General features: G+C 67.8%; 10 protein-coding genes and 1 pseudogene. 6 read left to right on the top strand and 5 right to left on the bottom strand.

Features of this window, described 5'->3' with window-relative positions; genetic code table 11:
* Positions 1-148: 148 nt before the first annotated feature.
* Positions 149-1,201, top strand: a complete 1,053-nt coding sequence (locus tag LO787_RS09735; protein WP_232495631.1) for a pectinesterase family protein — start codon at positions 149-151, stop codon at positions 1,199-1,201.
* Here LO787_RS09735 and LO787_RS09730 read toward each other — a convergent pair.
* The gene (locus LO787_RS09730; protein WP_232495630.1) at positions 1,120-2,331 is read right to left on the bottom strand and encodes an MFS transporter; all 1,212 of its coding nucleotides are present in this window, start codon (positions 2,329-2,331) and stop codon (positions 1,120-1,122) included. The two genes, LO787_RS09735 and LO787_RS09730, sit on opposite strands and share 82 nt — an antisense overlap.
* Before the next feature lie 99 nt (positions 2,332-2,430).
* Here LO787_RS09730 and LO787_RS09725 point away from each other — a divergent pair, with 99 nt between their 5' ends.
* Positions 2,431-3,678: an amidase gene (locus LO787_RS09725; protein WP_232495629.1), complete on the top strand. Its 1,248-nt coding sequence runs from the start codon at positions 2,431-2,433 to the stop codon at positions 3,676-3,678.
* 843 nt (positions 3,679-4,521) lie between these two features.
* Here the strand turns inward: LO787_RS09725 and LO787_RS09720 are convergent.
* A complete protein-coding gene (locus tag LO787_RS09720; protein WP_232495628.1) occupies positions 4,522-5,427 on the bottom strand; it encodes a ribokinase in 906 nt (301 codons plus the stop codon).
* A gap of 161 nt (positions 5,428-5,588) precedes the next feature.
* Between LO787_RS09720 and LO787_RS09715 the strand changes: the two genes are divergently transcribed.
* Complete coding sequence (locus LO787_RS09715; RefSeq protein WP_232495627.1) at positions 5,589-7,166, top strand: carboxylesterase/lipase family protein; 1,578 nt, start codon at positions 5,589-5,591, stop codon at positions 7,164-7,166.
* A 70-nt stretch (positions 7,167-7,236) separates the two neighbouring features.
* Here the strand turns inward: LO787_RS09715 and LO787_RS09710 are convergent, their stop codons facing one another.
* Positions 7,237-9,630 (bottom strand): TonB-dependent receptor, encoded by a 2,394-nt coding sequence (locus LO787_RS09710; protein ID WP_232495626.1) that lies wholly within the window; start codon positions 9,628-9,630, stop codon positions 7,237-7,239.
* 512 nt (positions 9,631-10,142) lie between these two features.
* Here LO787_RS09710 and treF point away from each other — a divergent pair.
* The gene (gene treF / locus LO787_RS09705) at positions 10,143-11,798 is read left to right on the top strand and encodes an alpha,alpha-trehalase TreF (RefSeq protein WP_232495625.1); all 1,656 of its coding nucleotides are present in this window, start codon (positions 10,143-10,145) and stop codon (positions 11,796-11,798) included.
* A 320-nt stretch (positions 11,799-12,118) separates the two neighbouring features.
* Here treF and LO787_RS09700 read toward each other — a convergent pair whose 3' ends face one another.
* Positions 12,119-13,171 carry a sugar phosphate isomerase/epimerase family protein gene (locus LO787_RS09700; RefSeq protein ID WP_232495624.1) on the bottom strand — a complete coding sequence of 351 codons (1,053 nt, stop codon included), beginning with the start codon at positions 13,169-13,171 and terminating at the stop codon, positions 12,119-12,121.
* Between the two features lie 21 nt (positions 13,172-13,192).
* A complete protein-coding gene (locus LO787_RS09695) occupies positions 13,193-14,311 on the bottom strand; it encodes a Gfo/Idh/MocA family protein (protein WP_232495623.1) in 1,119 nt (372 codons plus the stop codon).
* A gap of 211 nt (positions 14,312-14,522) precedes the next feature.
* On the opposite strand from LO787_RS09695, the gene LO787_RS09690 reads away from it, so the two are divergent.
* A complete protein-coding gene (locus LO787_RS09690; protein ID WP_232495622.1) occupies positions 14,523-15,473 on the top strand; it encodes a sugar phosphate isomerase/epimerase family protein in 951 nt (316 codons plus the stop codon).
* Positions 15,470-16,033, top strand: a pseudogene (locus LO787_RS26105) (MFS transporter); the annotation flags it as partial. The gene LO787_RS09690 and the pseudogene LO787_RS26105, both read left to right, overlap by 4 nt.
* Positions 16,034-16,093 lie beyond the last annotated feature (60 nt).

The following is a 16,093-nucleotide window of genomic DNA, read 5'->3' as shown; positions in this document are numbered from 1 at the left end:
CCGCTCGCAGGCTTAAGAGCGCGTCAGGTTGTTGTAAACTGGTAAACTCGAAGATTGCGCCATAATGGTGGTCGAGCAGTTGACGAATCGCGACTTGAATTTACAAATCGGGTGCGAGGCGGCCAGGACCGCCGGGAGAGGAGCAGGCATGATCCGATACGCGATGATGGTGCTGGCGTTCCTCGCGCTGACGTTCGGTGGCATGGGCCCGGTCGCCGCGAAGACCGTGCGCGTCTCGCCCGATGCACCCGGCGCCTTCCGCAGCGTCGGCGCGGCTGTCGCGGCTTTGCCTGCACAGGGCGGCGAAGTGCGCATCGACCCCGGCGAGTACCGGGAGAAGCTCTGGATATCGAAGGATGACGTCCATCTCGTCGGCATCGGCAGCGGGCCGGACAAGGTGTCGATCGTCTACGGCGACAGCTCGATCACGGTAGGCAATACCTACCGCACCCCCAGCGTCCACATCGCCGCCGACGGGTTCCGGGCGGAGAACCTGACGATCGCCAACGACTGGTCGCGCGATCCCGCGCATCCCAATGCGCAGGCGGTGGCGCTCTCCGTCTCGGGCGACCGCGCGGTGTTCACGCGCGTCCGCATCCTGAGCACGCAGGACACCCTCTACCTCGCCCGGCCGGAGGGTGCGCGCAGCCGTCAGGTCTTCCGCGACTGTTATGTAGAGGGGCACGTCGATTTCGTGTTCGGCAACGCCAAGGCCTGGTTCGAGCGCTGCCAGCTTCACGGCCTCAGGCGCGACAACGTGTTCTACACCGCGCAGAGCCGCAACGCGCCGGACGAGGACAGCGCCTTCGTGCTCAGCGACTGCGTGCTGACGGCGGACCCGCAGGCGCGCAACATCTTCCTCGGCAGGGCGTGGCGGCCCTATGCCCGCGTGATCTGGCTCGGTACGCGGATGGAGGCCCCGATCGAACCGGCTGGTTGGCGGGAGTGGTATCCGGACCGTTCGCGCACGCTCGACACCGCCTATTACGCGGAATACCGCTCGACCGGCCCCGGCGCGTCACCCGCAACGCGCGATCCGCGCTCGCACCAGCTGACCGACGCGGAGGCCAAGCGCTGGACGCTGGAAAGCTTCTTCGCGGGCGACATCGCGTGGATCGATCAGCCGCGCAGCGCGGCACGTGCTGAAAGCAGCGCGCCCAGCGCCGCAACCCAGCTCACCAGCAGGAAACTGGTGCCGTAGTCACCGCAGACGCCGTAGATGGTCGCCATCGCAGCAGGGCCGATCATCACACCGATGAATGTGTAGACGAGCGCGCCGCCGATCACCCGGCCCGCGTCCTCCGGCGCGCAGTGGTGGGTGCATTCGGCCATGACCACACCGTTCCACCCGCTCATGCAGAAGCCGAACAGGCACAGCACCATGACCTGCACCGCAACGGGCAGCGCGTCGAGCTGCCACAGCGCGATCATGCACGCGGTCGAGATCGCGCCGATCACCGCGAGCACGGCAAAGCCGCCGAAGCGGTCGCCGAGCCCTCCCCACGACACGCGCCCAAGCGCGCCGCAGCCCTGGATCGCGCCCGCGACAAGGCCCGCCTCGACCAGCGACCAGCCATGCTCCACCAGCATGATGACCGCGAAGGCGGACAGCGAGAGCTGGAGCGAGGAATAGAGCAGCCCCAGCAGCGCCAGCGCCCGCAGCGGCGCCTTGCCCCAGACGAGGCGCTGCTCGAAGACGAAGTTGCGCCACAGCGAGATCGTCGCCGGGCGGGCGGGGCGCTCGGGCCCGCCCTTGATCGCCAGGACACCGATCATCGCGAAGCACGCAATCGCGCTGGCGACGAAAGTGGTGCGCCAGCCCATCGCGGAGGTAAGCGCCGGGATCATCAGGCTGGCCAGTACCCCGCCAATCGGAACGCCCGCCTGCTTGATCGAGAAGATGAGCGAGCGGCGATGCGGCGGCGTCACCGCGCCGAGGATCTGTGCAGAGGCAGGGTTCTGCACGCCGTAGCCGATACCGATCACGATGGAGGCGAGCAGCGCCAGCCCCGCGCTCGCGCTCGTCAGCAGCAGCAGCGCGGTGCCGAAGCACGCGAGCGCCAGCTGCTCCACCTGCACCGGCCCGCGATGCTGGATCAGCGTGCCCGCCACCGCCGAGGCGAAGATGCCCGCCGCGTAGATCACGCTGATCTGGTAGCCGACGTAGTGCGGCGCGAGGCCGAACTGGCCCGCGACGAGCGGCGCGATCCCGGTGAGCGCGAGCGCGGTCATCGTCGAGAGGATCTGTATCGTCGTCGTCGTCGCGAGGGCCGAGACGATCGAGGGCGCCGCCGGGACTCGCGCGTCAGGGGTGGTTGCTGCGGAGGTCATTGCTGCACTGCATAATGTAATGCTTTACACGAGCCAAGCGGGAAGTCACAGTCATGCGATACCGCGCCACCGTGGCGCCCGCTCAGGAGCCGTCTTTCCATGGTCCAGCCGCCCTACGCCTCCGCGACCGCGAATGTCCATGCTGCATTGCAACGCATCGGCGCGCGCGATGCGCTCGTCCGGGCGTGGCTGCATGTCGACGATGCGGATGCGCTGGCGGCGGCCAACGCGCTGGATGCGGCGGAGGCGAAAGGCGCGCTGCACGGGGTCTGTGTCGGCGTGAAGGACGTGATCGCGGTCAGGGGCATGCCGCTGACGCACAATTCGCCGCTGTTCTCCGGGCATATGCCGGGCGACGACGCGCCCTGCGTCGCCACCCTGCGTGCGGCGGGGGCGGTGATCCTCGGCAAGACCGACACCACCGAGTTCGCGGCGGCGGGGCGCAATGCCGCCAGCGCCAACCCGCATGACCTGACGCGCACCCCCGGCGGCTCCTCGGCCGGGTCGGCGGCGGCGGTCGCGGACGGCCATGTGCCGCTGGCGCTCGCCACGCAGACCGGCGGCTCGACCATCCGCCCGGCAAGCTTCTGCGGCATCCACGGCTTCAAGCCGAGTTGGGGCCTCGTCAGCCGCGAGGGGGTGAAGACTTACGCCAACAGCCTCGATACCGTGGGCTGGTACGCGCGCGACCTCGCCATGATCGACCGGGTCTGCGCGGTCTACGGCCTTGCTGCGCCGACGCCGGTGGGGCCGGGCCGCCTGCGTATCGGCATGTTTCGCACGCCATGGTGGGACGAGATCGCGCCCGACGGCAAGGCTGCCTTCGACGGTGTGGCCGCCGCCATGGCGCGGGCCGGGATCGACGTGGTCGAAATCCCCGCGCTGCCGGAGTTCGAGCACCTCAACGACGATCACCGCGCGATCCTGTTCCGCGAAGGCGCGGCGGCGTTCCTCAACCTCGCACGCACGCGGCCGGACCTGCTGCACGCCGATTTCCACCTGCGGGTCGAAGCGCTCTCGCAGTTCTCCGACCGGCGGCTGCGCGAGGCGCATGACCGTGCCGCCGTGGCGCGCGTGAGCTTCGAACGCGCCATCGACGGCCTCGACGCCGTGCTTGCCCCGAGCGCTCCCGGCATCGCGCCACTGGGCCGGTCGCCGGGTGAGCCGAAGTTCAACCAGCCCTGGACCCTGCTCCATGCGCCCGTCGTCAACCTGCCGCTGGCGCGCGGGGAGGGCGGCATGCCCATCGGCGTCTCACTGGTCGCGCCTCGCTACGCGGATCGGAGGCTGATTGCGGTGGCGCGGGAGGTCGAGGCGCTGCTGGGGGTTACGGGCGGGGCTGGATGATTCCACCTCCCGTCGCCCCTGCGCAGGCAGGGGCCCATCCCAGACTCGCCTCCTTGCGGCGAGCAAGGTGTCGTGGCGAGAGACCTGATGGGCCCCTGCCTGCGCACGGGCGATGGGGTTGGCTTGACAAATATCGCCAAATAGGTTATATGGCCCAGCATCCGCCGAGCCTGACGTACAAGGGTTCGGCGGTGTATCGGGTCGGCGTCGTGGGCCGGGATGCGGTATCAAGCCGTAGCTACGCACCACGGTGTCCAATCGAAGACCCGGACCGTCCTCTAGGCTCTGGCCCGGCCGTTCCCCCAACCGAGTATCTCGGCCTGGGAGCGGCTCTCCCGGAAGTCCCATGACCGGCACCGACGCGAACCCCAACGTCGGTCATACCGGACAGGTCCGATGGAATACAGGTCGAGCCGGGCTGCTCTCCGCACCTACCCGGCCACTCGCAACGCGCTGTGGAAACAAAACCCCCGCGTCCCAGTCGGACGCTCACGACGCCGACCCGATGTTATCCTCGGTCCGCCTGTCGATCTTCCCCCGGCGTAAAGCCCGCACTCGCCAGCGGGCGTTTTCGTGTGTCTGCTGCGTTCGTCGTCGTCCCGGGCTCGCCCCGGGACCGCTGGCCGTGACCAGCCCACCGCGCTGCGCGCGCGCTGCCGCGAGCACTTCCCTAAAGACAGCCGCCGGTCCCGGATCAAGTCCGGGACGACGACAGTTCCTCCCCGAGCTTGTCTCGTGGAGGGGGACCGCCGCCGCAGGCGGTGGTGGAGGGGGAGAGATCGCGCAATTCCCCCTCCGTCAGCGCTTCGCGCTGCCACCTCCCCGAGCAAGCTCGGGGAGGGATTAGGGAAGGTCTGCCACTTCCGCCCTTGTCGGCATCGACGGCGCTGCTCCGTGGCGCGTGACCGAGATCGAGGCCGCGGCATTCGCCAGCTTCAGCGCCTCGTCCAGCCCGATCCCCTGGTCCACGCAGGCGGCGAGGACGCCGCAGAAGCAGTCGCCCGCGCCGCTGGTGTCGATCACCTTGGCGGCCGGGACGCCGGGCGCGAAGACCGTGCGGTCGGCAAGCACCGCCGCCGAGCCGATCGCGCCGAGCGTCACCACCACGACCTGATCGGGCCGCGTCAGCAGGCGGCGGGCGACGAGGAGGTCGTCGAGCGTTTCCGGCTCGCGGTCGAGGCCGAGGTAGTCGGCGAATTCGGTCTGGTTGAAGATCAGCATGTCGCACAGTTCGAACAGCTTCGCCCCAGCCGGGATTGCGGGCGCTGCGTTGAGGATGCGGCGCGTGCGCCTTGCTGCCTCGCTGGAAAAGAGCGCGGCGATCTCGTCGATGTCGGTTTCGAGCTGGGCGAGCAGGACGCGGGTCTCGCCGTCGAGCACGCCCATGGCCCGCTCGGCCCGCGCAGCCATGTTGGCGCCGGATTCGACGGCGATCATGTTGTCGCCACCGGGCTCGATGAGGATCGTTGCGCGCCCGCTGCCTTGCCCTGCCAGCACTTCGACGTGCGCGGTATCCACTCCGTCAGCCGCCAGCGCGCCGAGCAGCAGCGCGCCCGCCGCGTCGTCGCCCACCGCGCCCGTCATGCGGGTGGCGGAGCCGAAGCGCGCGGCGGCGACCGCCTGGTTGAGCCCCTTGCCGCCGACCGCCTGCTCGCTGTGGTCGACCAGCAGGGTCTGGCCCCATGCCGCCTTCACGGGCAGCCGCAGCGCGATGTCGAGATTGAGGGAACCGAAGACCGCGACGCTCATGCAAACTCCCTGCCGGTGAAGATTCTCGCTAGGTTGCCGACCCCGCCCGGTCTTGCCTGAGCGCGCACCGGTTCCTGCGCAAGCATTTCCGCGCAGGCGGCAAAGACCGGTCGGCGTGCGTATCCCATGCAGCGGATCGACCCAGATGGAGCCGCCGACCGATGAAGACCCGCCGCCCGACCCGCATCGCCCTCGCCACGCTGGCGCTGCTGGCGACCAGTTCCCCCGTGCTCGCCGGAAACGCCGGGCCGGTGGTGCGCACCGCGTCGGGCGAGATCGAGGGGCGCCGTGACGACGCGGTGGAAAGCTTTCGCGGCGTGCCGTTCGCCGCGCCGCCGGTGGGCGCGCTGCGCTGGCGCGCGCCGCAGCCGCTCGCCCGCTGGCAGGGCGTGCGCAAGGCGCAGGAGTACGGGCCGGACTGCATGCAGTGGGGCCTCGACGAGCCGCCGAGCGCCGCCTACGTCCGCCCGGTCAGCGAGGATTGCCTGACGCTCAACCTGTGGCGACCGGCGGGAGCCAAGCCCTCGGCGAAGCTGCCGGTGATGGTGTGGATCTACGGCGGGGCGTTCTCGATGGGATCGGCGAGCTGGCCGGTCTACGAGGGCGCGAACCTTGCGCGAGAGGGGGTGATCGTCGTCGGCGTGAACTATCGCCTCGCGCGGTTCGGCTGGTTCTCGCACCCTGCGCTGAGCGCGGAGGATGCCGACGGGATGCTCGGCAACTATGGCCTCATGGACCAGATGGCGGGGCTGCGCTGGGTGCAGGCGAACATCGCGGCGTTCGGCGGCGATCCGGGCAACGTCACCGTCTTCGGGGAATCGGCGGGGGCGTTCTCGGTCAACGCGCTGATGGCCTCGCCGCTGGCGCGGGGGCTGTTCGCGAAGGCGATCTCGCAGTCGGGCGGCGGGCAGAAGGGCTTCGGCCGGCGGCTCGACACCTACATGCCCGAGGCCGAGCAGACGGGGCTGGAGTGGACGCGCTCGCTGGGTATCGGCGACGGCGACCTTGCCGCGATGCGCGCGCTGCCCGCCGCGACGGTGCTGGGGCCGAAGAACCCGCTGGTGCTGGGCGGCATCGTCATCGACGGGCGCATCGTGCCGCAGCCGGTGGACGAGGCGTTCCTCAAGGGCGAGGTCGCGCATGTGCCCTACATGGTCGGCGCGAATTCGTGGGAGGACAGCCTGCTCAAGTACATTCCGGGCGCCGAGAAGGCGGTGATCCCGGCGATGGGAGAGCGGGCCGGGAAGCTGATGGAGATCTACCGCAAGGGTGGCACCGTGCCTGAAGCGGAGGCGATGCAGCACTTGTGGGGCGATGCCTTCATGACCGCCCCGGCGCGCTACCTCGCCCGGCGTTCCGCGGCGGGCGGTGCGCCGACCTACCTCTACCACGTCAGCTACGTGCCGGTGGCGGCGCGCGGCAGGATCTACGGCACGCGGCATTCGGCCGAGATCAGCCTCGCCATGCACAACGAGGTTTCCGGCGCGCAGTTCGAGGAAGGCGCGGCGGACACCCCGATGGCGCAGGCTATGAGCGGCTACTGGCTGCGCTTTGCCAAGGCGTCCGACCCCAACGGCGGCGGCGCGCCGGTCTGGCCGCGCTATGATGTGGCGGGCGATGCGCTGATGGAGTTCGCCAACCAAGGTCCGGTCGTGCGCGCCGGGTTCGGCAGGAAAGCCTTCGACATGATCGACGCCGCCTACTTCGAGCGGGCGAAGCTGGCGGCGCCCAAACCCTGACGGGCCATCCCGGAACGCCAAAGGCCGCCGCCCTTTCGGACGGCGGCCTTTTCGTTGCGACCCGCCTGGCTCAGAACTTGTAGCCGACCGAGAAGATCGCCTGGCGCGGAGCGATGTAGGTGTCGGAGATCTGCCCGCTGCCGTAAGGATCGGTGAAGCGCGAGTTGATGCCGTTCTTGTCGAATAGGTTGGTCACCGTCGCCGAGACGCTGATGCCGCTGTCGGCGAAGGCGTAGCTGGCGAAGAGGTTCACCTGCGAATAGTCGGGCGTGTCGTCCTGCACCGGGGTGTTGAAGACGCGCGATTCGAACTTGCCGCGATAGATGTACTGCGCGCGGGCGGTGAGCTGGCCGGGGCCGATCTCTCCGGTCCACGAGACCGCCGCCGATCCCTGAACCGAGGGCATCTTGGGGATCTTGTTGCCGTTGATGTTCTCGCGCGCCGCCTCGCGGACCAGCGAGGCCGGGTAGAAGTTGGCGAAGAACCCGCCGACGCCACCGTAGCCAGCCGCGACTTGCGCCGCGTCCGCCGAAGTGGCGTTGAGCGCGAGGTAGTCGCCCTTGAACTCGCCATGGAGCAGCGAGAGCGAGCCTTCGAAGCGCAGGTGCTCGGTGGCGTGCCAGTCCATCTCCAGCTCGGCGCCGTAGACTTCGGCCTTCGGCCCGTTGCTGATGCCCTCGCCGAACAGGATCGCGTCTTCTTCGAGGAACTGGAGATCCTTGTAGAAGTAGTAGAACGCCGAGGCGTTGATCTGCAGCGTGTTGCCGAAGAAGCGGTTCTTCGAGCCGATCTCGATCGAGTCCAGCGTCTCGGGCTTGTAGGTCGGCTTGACGCCGGTATCCCAGCCGAGCGCGAGGAACGAGCTGTTGCCGCCCGAGGCCGCGCTGTTGATGCCGCCCGGCTTGAAGCCGCGGGTGTAGCTTGCATAGACCATGTTGCTGGGCGTGAGCTGGTAGTCGAGCGCGAACTTGCCGGTCAGGCGCGCGGTGCTGGTGCCGACGCCGGGTTCGGGCTGGAGGTACGCGCCCGACGTGTTGCCGCTGGTGCCGCCCGACATGCTGTCGGTGACGCCGGTGTACTTGTCATGGTTGTAGCGCAGGCCCGCCGTGACGGTGAGCGCCTTGTTCACTTCCAGGCTGGCCTGCGCGTACCCGGCATAGGCCTCGCGCGTGACCGCCGAGAGTTCGGCGTAGGTGATCGCGGAAACCAGCGGGTCGTTGTACGGCGTGTTGGTCGCGAGCGGCGGGTTGAGCCCGTCTCCGACGTTCGAGCGGTACTCGTTGATGTAGTTCTTGTTCTTCGAGCGCAGGTAGACGCCGCCGACGATCCAGCGGAACGGGCCGTCGGTGTCGGACGCGATGTTGTATTCCTGCGTCCACGACGTCGTGTTCTGCTCCCACGTCGCGATGTGGTCGTAGCTGGCGAAGCCGCCGCTGACGTCGAAGAACAGTTCGCGGTTCAGGCCGTCGCCGTCCCACGACAGGTCGCTGTGCAGCTTCTGGTAGCTGGTGATCGAGCTGAACGTCGCGCCGCCGAGGTCGAACTTGATGACGCCGTAGTAGAGCTGGGTGCGGATGTAGGTCTTGCCGGGGAAGTCCTGCGTCAGTTCGCGCGGGTCGGGATTGGGGTCGAGGACGTTCTTCTGCGCGGTGGCGTTCTGGTCGCCCTTGTACTGGATGGTTGAGAGCAGGACCGAGACGCGGTCGTTCGGGGTCCACTTGACCGCGAACTTGCCGCCCCATTCGTCGGCGTCGTCCAGTTCGTAGTCGGGATCGCCGGCGACGTCGGTGGCCTTGGCGTAGCCGTCATGGCGGTAGTGCTGGCCGGCGGCGCGGATCGCCAGCGTGTCGGTGATCGGCACGTTGATGGCGGCGTCGGCCTTCAGCAGATTGTAGTTGCCGTAGCCGATGTTCGCGGAGCCCGACATCTCGGTGGGGTCGGGCTGCTTGGAGACGACGTTGATCGTGCCGCCGGTCGAGCCTTGCCCGTACATGGTGCCCTGCGGGCCACGCAGGACTTCGACCTGCGCGACGTCGATGAAGGCGGCGTTCGCGGCGATCGAGTTGAAGATGTAGACGCCGTCGACGTGGAACGAGACGCCGGGTTGGGTGGAGGGGTTCTCCGGCGTTTCCGATCCGATGCCGCGGATCGAGATCATGCGCTCGCCGCCGCCGCTCTTGGCGACGACAAGGCCGGGCACGCTGCCGTTGAGGCCGGTGATCTCGGTGATGTTGGCCTGGTTGAGCGTCTCGTCGGTGACCACGGCGACGGACAGCGCCGCCTTCTGAAGCGTGACGTTGGTGCGTTCGGCCGAGACGACGATCTCGCCTATCGGTCCGCCCGATGCCGCAGCGTCGGCAGCGGCGTCAGGGGCGGCATCCGCCGCAGCCGCCTCTTCGGCATGCGCCGCGACCGGGCAGGTCGCCGCCAGCAGGGCCAGTGCGGAGACGCCGGCGGCGCCCATGTATCGAGCTCTCTTGATCACAATAATCCCCCATCAGAAGAGGGCGCACCGCAACGATACGCCTGTTGGCACCGCCTTTCCGCTGCCGCTGATCCCCGTCCCGAAATTCTTCGGTCGGCGTCCGGTTGATCCGGTTCGCCCCTGCGGGTGCCTTCGAGGGCGGTCATGGTCGCCTCGAAACCCGCTCGCTTTTCCCTGAACTCTTGGTCTTTTCCCGTCTGGCGATACGCCATCGGACATGCATTCGACATCGTAAACTGGTCTTGCAGGAAATGGCCGAAAACCGTGGGCCGTTTCTCTGCGCCCCTCGAAACTTCGGCGAATCGCCCCCGGACGCAAGCGTCAACTGGCCCCGTGCGCTCGCGATCAAACGGCGGGGCATCATGCGCAAAGAAAGCGTCATGAACCCGCCGGGCGGTCTCCCGCCAGGGCAAAGCGCCTGCAACCCTGGCCCGCCTCGCCCGTTGCCCACTACAGGCGACAAGGGGAGTTTCGGCAGTGGAGACGGCATCGTGAAGGGCAGGCTGCGACCGTTGCGCCGCATCGCCGCGGGCATCTGCGCCCCGCTGCTCGTGATCGCGCTGGCGGCCAACGACGCACCATCGCCCGCCGACCAGTTCGGCGACCTGTTCACTGCCGTGCAGGAAGGCCGCGTGTTCGAGGACGGCAAGACCTTCGTCGATGCCGTGCCCAAACGGGCGCCCGACGCGATTATGGCAGACTACGCGCGCACGCCGCCGAAGTCTCCCGTCGAACTGCGCGCCTTCGTGCTCGACAACTTCACGGTGCCCGGCGTCAACGATCAGCCCCGTCCGCCGCTGCGCGAACATATCCGGACGCTCTGGCCGCAACTGGCGCGGCAGGAAGCGACGCCGCCACCCGGAAGCTCGGCGATCGCGCTGCCGGAGCCTTACGTGGTGCCGGGTGGGCGCTTCCGCGAAATCTACTACTGGGATTCCTATTTCACGATGCTCGGCCTCGTCGCCGACAGGCGCGACGATCTCGTCGAGGGCATGATCGATGACTTCGCCAGCTTGATCGAGCGCTTCGACCATATCCCCAACGGCACGCGCACCTATTATCTCAGCCGCTCGCAACCGCCGTTCTTCGCGCTGATGCTCGACCTGTCGAAGCAGACCGACGGCACCGTGCGTGCCCGCCGCCTTGCCGCGCTGCGCAAGGAGCATGCGTGGTGGATGGCCGGGGAGGACTGCGCGAAGCCCGCTACGCCCTGCCGCCGCGTGGTCCGCATGCCTGACGGCAGCGTGCTCAACCGCTACTGGGACGACCGCGATACCCCGCGCGACGAATCCTTCGCCGAGGACCGCGCCACCGCCGCCAAGGCCACGGGGCGCCCCGCGCCCGAAGTCTATCGCGACCTGCGCGCTGCGGCGGAGAGCGGCTGGGACTTCAGCTCGCGCTGGCTGGCCGATCCGCAGAACCTTGCCACCATCCGCACCGGCGAGGTCGTCCCGGTCGATCTCAACGCGCTGATGTGGGCGATGGAGAAGCGCATCGAGAAGGGCTGCCGTCAGGCGGGCGACCAGCCCTGCGTGCGCGACTTCTCCCGCCGCGCCGCCGCGCGCAAGGCCGCCGTCGACCACTATATGTGGCGCGCGCGGGAACAGCGCTACGCCGACTGGCTGCTTGCCGATGGCAAGCCGAGCTCGGTGGAATCGAGCGCGACGCTGTTCCCGCTGTTCGTCGGCATGGCCTCTTCCCAGCAGGCGGGGCTTGTCGCGGGAGAGACCCGGCGCACGCTGATCGCCGGGGGCGGGCTCAGGACCACCACGCAGCGGACCGGGCAACAGTGGGACGCCCCGAACGGCTGGGCGCCGCTGCAGTGGGTCGCGATCGAGGGGCTGCGCCGCTACGGGCAGGACACTGCGGCGAAGGACATCGCCGCGCGATGGCTCGGCACGGTCAACTGCACCTACCTCGAAACCGGCAAGATGCTGGAGAAATACGACATCGAGGAGCGCCGTGCCGGTGGCGGGGGTGAGTATCCTTTGCAGGACGGCTTCGGCTGGACAAACGGTGTCACTGCCGCGATTCTCGATCGCTATCCTGCGCTCGCGCCGGGCAGACGCTGCGAAGCTGCTCTCCCTCCGCCGCAACCGAATGATAAGGCTGGCGAATGCGGCGAGGCCCGAAATGGCACAGGCTGACCTTTCGTACAGCTTGATGATGATATCGTTTACACGTATAGGCTGCACATGCGTTGGTCCCTGAGGGGACATTCTACGGCCAAGCGGGTGATCTCCTCCCTCCGCCCCTTGCAGCCGATGGCGCAGAGCCTTCTCGGGTCGCACCGCAGACGGTAAAGAGAAGCCCCGGGAGGATCCGCACTCCCGGGGCTTCCATTTTCCAGAACCACGTGATCGGGTTCGCGCCAAAATTCGTCATTGCGAGCGCAGCGAAGCAATCCAGCGGCAGACGCCACTCTGGATTGCTTCGCTGCGCTCGCAATGACGACCGAAGGTGGGGTCTAGACCATGCCCATCCGGCTGAAGTCCGGGATGCTGCCGTCGCCGCCGGCGAAATCGTCGAAGGCGTGCTCGGTGACGCGGATGATATGCTTTTCGATGAAGGGCGCGCCTTCCGCCGCGCCGACTTCGGGATGCTTGAGCGCGCATTCCCATTCGAGCACGGCCCAGCCGTCGAAATCGTACTGCGCCATCTTGGAGAAGATCGCGCCGAAATCGACCTGCCCGTCACCCAGCGAACGGAATCGGCCCGGCCGGTCGACCCAGCCGAGATAGCCGCCATAGACGCCCGCCTTGGGGGAGGGGCGGAATTCCGCGTCCTTGACGTGGAAGCACTTCACGCGCTCGTGATAGACGTCGAGGAATCCCAGATAATCGAGCTGCTGCAGGACCATGTGGCTGGGATCGTAAAGAATGTTGGCGCGCGGGTGGTTGCCGGTCGCCTCAAGGAAGCGTTCGAAAGTGACGCCGTCGTGCAGGTCTTCGCCGGGGTGCAGTTCGAAGCCGATGTCGACGCCGCATTCGTCGAAGCGGTCGAGGATCGGCTGCCAGCGGTGGGCCAGTTCGGCGAAGGCCTCGTCCACCAGCTGCGCCGGGCGCTGCGGCCAGGCGTAGAAGTACGGCCACGCCAGCGCGCCGGAGAAGCTGGCCTGCGTCGTCAGCCCGAGCCGCTCGCTCGCCTTGGCCGCCAGCATCATCTGCTCCACCGCCCACTGCTGCCGCGCGCCGGGATTGCCGCGCACCGCCTCGGGGGCGAAGGCGTCGAACGCGGCGTCATAGGCCGGATGCACGGCGACCAGCTGGCCCTGGATGTGGGTCGACAGTTCGGTCAGCGACAGGCCGTGCTTCGCCAGAGTGCCGAGCACTTCGTCGCAGTAGTCCTGGCTCTCCGCCGCCTTCTCCAGATCGAACAGGCGCGCGTCGTTGCTGGGCACCTGCACGCCCTTGTAGCCGAGCCCTGCCGCCCACTGCGCGATCGAATCGAGCGAGTTGAACGGGGCGTCGTTGCCCGCGAACTGGGCAAGGAAGATGCCTGGCCCCTTGATGGTCTTCATGCTGACGTCTTTCCTCGATTTTCAGACCGTAAAGTCGATCCAGCCGCGTTCCTCGCGGCTTGCGGCGACGGCGGTTGCGACCAGCGCCATGCCGCGCAATCCGTCCTCGACACCGGGGACGAGCGATCCAGACTCGCCGCGCAGCTGCATGGCGAAATCGCGATAGAGGTTGGCGAGCGATTCGAGCAGGCCCTCGGGATGCCCGCCGGGCAGGCGCGTGCCGCGCATGGCGACCGCGGAAAGCCCGGAATCCGCGGCCCGGATCACCTCGAACCCGCCATCGCCGCGCAGCCATTCGAGGCGGTTGGGGTTTTCCTGGCTCCAGCGGTAGCCACCGTTCTCGCCGTAGATGCGGATGGCAAGATCGTTGCCCTCGCCGGTCATGACCTGCGAGGCCATGAGCAGGCCGCGTGCGCCGTTGTCGAAGCGCAGGAACATCTGGCAGTCGTCGTCCAGCAGGCGGCCCGGGACCACGGTGCCAAGGTCGGCATTGATGCGGTTGACGCGCAGCCCAGTAACGAATTCGGCGAGGTGGAAGGCGTGGACGCCGATGTCGGCGATGCAGCCGCCTTCGCCCGAGCGCGTCGGATCGAGCCGCCATTCGGCCTGCTTGCCCTCACCCGCGCCGGCGAGCCAGCCCTGATTGTACTCGACGATCACCTTGCGGATCGGGCCGACGGCGCCTGCCGCGATGCGTTCGCGCATTTCGCGGACGAGGGGGTAGCCGGAATAGGTATAGGTCAGGCCGTAGGGCACCGCATCGGCGGCGAGCAGGTCGGCCAGTTCGCGCGCTTCGGCCAGCGTCGCGGTCATCGGCTTGTCGCTCATCACCGCGATGCCTGCCGCGATGGCGGCGCGGGCGGCGGGCAGGTGGTGGGAGTTGGGCGAGGCGATGGTGACGAACTGGATGCCGTCCTCGCGCGCCGCTTCCGCCTCCAGCATGGCTTCGACCGATGCGTAGGCGCGCGAAGGGTCGATGCCGTAACCGCGTCCAGCTTCCGCGCTGCGCTGCGGATCGCGGCTGAAGGCCCCGGCGACGAGCACGATTTCCCGATCGAGCTCCGCCGCGATTCGGTGAACCGGCCCGATGAACGAGCCCGGACCGCCGCCGATAAGGCCCATGCGAATGCGCTCAGACATGCAGTTTCTCTCTCCCTTGCGCGTCGTCGGACGACATAAATGAAAACGATACCAATGAAACTTTACGCGGAAAACCGCCATTCGTGCAAGCCCACTGAAGCCATCGCTTGACAAGCTGCGGCGATTGGGGCTTTTTCAGAAAAGAAAAGGTTTACATTGAGGGTGTCCCGCGATTGCAGAGGCACCGTCGCAGCTAAGGTAGTTCGTCGCAATGCTCTCGTTCGGGGTCGATCTCATCACCTTCTTCCATCCCGGTTTCTGGGGGATGACGGATGAAGAGGCGGTCGTCACCTTCGGTCGCGAGCAGCCGCGCGCGTTCTGGGGCCGGATGCTCGACACCCTGCAGGAAAGTGGCGTCACCGGCATCGAACTGACCTTCGACCCCTTCGGCCCCGAAAGCCTCATCGCCGCCTATGGCTCGATCGAGTCCGCGAAGGCGGAACTCGATCGTCGCGGCCTTGCCATCGCCAGCGGTTTCTTCGCCGATGTCGCCATCGAAGGCGGCGTGGGCGATGCGGAAGTCGAGGCGCGCTGGTTGGAACGGGCGGAGAGTGCGGCCAAGGCGCTGGCAGCCTGGGGTTCCGATATCATGGTGATGGGCCTGCCGATGCGGACCAGTTGGGACGCCGAGCCGCCGGTCTTCGTCGACGCCGATTTCGCCCGCAAGTCGGCGAGCTTCTGCAACCGCCTTGGCGCGCTGACGCTGCGTCATGGCGTGCGGCTGGCGCTGCATACCGAAGCGCACTCCACGTTCTGCCAGCCGAGCGACATCGACCTGCTGATGATGCTGACCGACCCGGTCTACGTCGGCTTCTGCCCTGACAGCGCGCATATCCTGCTGTCGGGCGGCGATCCGGCCACCGTGGTCGCCCGACACATCGAGCGCGTCGTCACCGCGCACTGGAAGGACGCGAAGGGGCCGATGCCGATCAACATCCCCATCGACCACGGCATCCATCACGCCCACCGCGAATATTTCTGCGCCATCGGCGAAGGCACGGTGGACTTCGACGCCTGGGCCGCGCTCATGATATCGAAGGCCGATCAGAAGTGGGCCATCCTGGAGATCGACGCCGTGCCGGACCCCCTGACCGAGACCCGCAAGTCGCTGGCCTTCGCGGGCGAAGTGATCGCGCGCCTGCCAGCCGGGACCGCTGCATGAGCGGGGCGCTGGCCCGGGCATTGCCCTCCGCGCTGACCTGGCGCGAGAAGCTCAGCTACGCGCTGGGCAATTTCGGCATCAACCTGCCGTTCGGCATGACCAATGCCTACCTGCTCTACTTCTACACCGACATCTATGGTGTGAGCGCGGGCACGGTCGCCTCGCTGTTCCTGATCGCGCGCTGCGTCGATGCGGTGTTCGACCCGCTGATGGGCCTGCTGATCGACCGCACCGAGACGCGCTGGGGCAAGCATCGCCCGTTCCTGCTGTGGCTGGCACTGCCCTTTGCGGTGTGCGGCGCCATCGTGTTCTGGGCGCCGCCGCTCGACGGCTGGCAGAAGATCGCGTTCATCTTCGCGACCTACACGCTGATGGGCATCCTCTATTCCGCCGTCAGCCTGCCGCTCAATTCGATGCTGCCGACGCTGACGCGCGATCCCAAGCAGCGCAACACCGTCAACGCCCTGCGCGAATTCGTGGGCTCCTCGGCCACGGTCGGCATCGGCTATGCGGCGCTGCCGCTGGTCAAGGCATTCAGCAACGGGAACGAGGCGCACGGTTTCGTCGTGCTTGCCTCGATCACCGGCGCGATCACGCTGGTCTGCATGCTCAACGCCTTC

Origin of the sequence: Novosphingobium kaempferiae (assembly GCF_021227995.1) — a bacterium.
GTDB classification, from domain to species: Bacteria; Pseudomonadota; Alphaproteobacteria; order Sphingomonadales; family Sphingomonadaceae; genus Novosphingobium; species Novosphingobium kaempferiae.
This window is presented reverse-complemented; position numbering and strand designations above follow the sequence as displayed.

Bases quoted from the DNA above. Each gene is read 5' to 3' on its own strand.
- LO787_RS09735 (WP_232495631.1), top strand. From the start codon at position 149: ATGATCCGATACGCGATGATGGTGCTGGCGTTCCTCGCGCTGACGTTC.
- LO787_RS09730 (WP_232495630.1), bottom strand. From the start codon at position 2,331: ATGACCTCCGCAGCAACCACCCCTGACGCGCGAGTCCCGGCGGCGCCC.
- LO787_RS09725 (WP_232495629.1), top strand. From the start codon at position 2,431: ATGGTCCAGCCGCCCTACGCCTCCGCGACCGCGAATGTCCATGCTGCA.
- LO787_RS09720 (WP_232495628.1), bottom strand. From the start codon at position 5,427: ATGAGCGTCGCGGTCTTCGGTTCCCTCAATCTCGACATCGCGCTGCGG.
- LO787_RS09715 (WP_232495627.1), top strand. From the start codon at position 5,589: ATGAAGACCCGCCGCCCGACCCGCATCGCCCTCGCCACGCTGGCGCTG.
- LO787_RS09710 (WP_232495626.1), bottom strand. From the start codon at position 9,630: ATGGGCGCCGCCGGCGTCTCCGCACTGGCCCTGCTGGCGGCGACCTGC.
- LO787_RS09700 (WP_232495624.1), bottom strand. From the start codon at position 13,171: ATGAAGACCATCAAGGGGCCAGGCATCTTCCTTGCCCAGTTCGCGGGC.
- LO787_RS09695 (WP_232495623.1), bottom strand. From the start codon at position 14,311: ATGTCTGAGCGCATTCGCATGGGCCTTATCGGCGGCGGTCCGGGCTCG.
- LO787_RS09690 (WP_232495622.1), top strand. From the start codon at position 14,523: ATGCTCTCGTTCGGGGTCGATCTCATCACCTTCTTCCATCCCGGTTTC.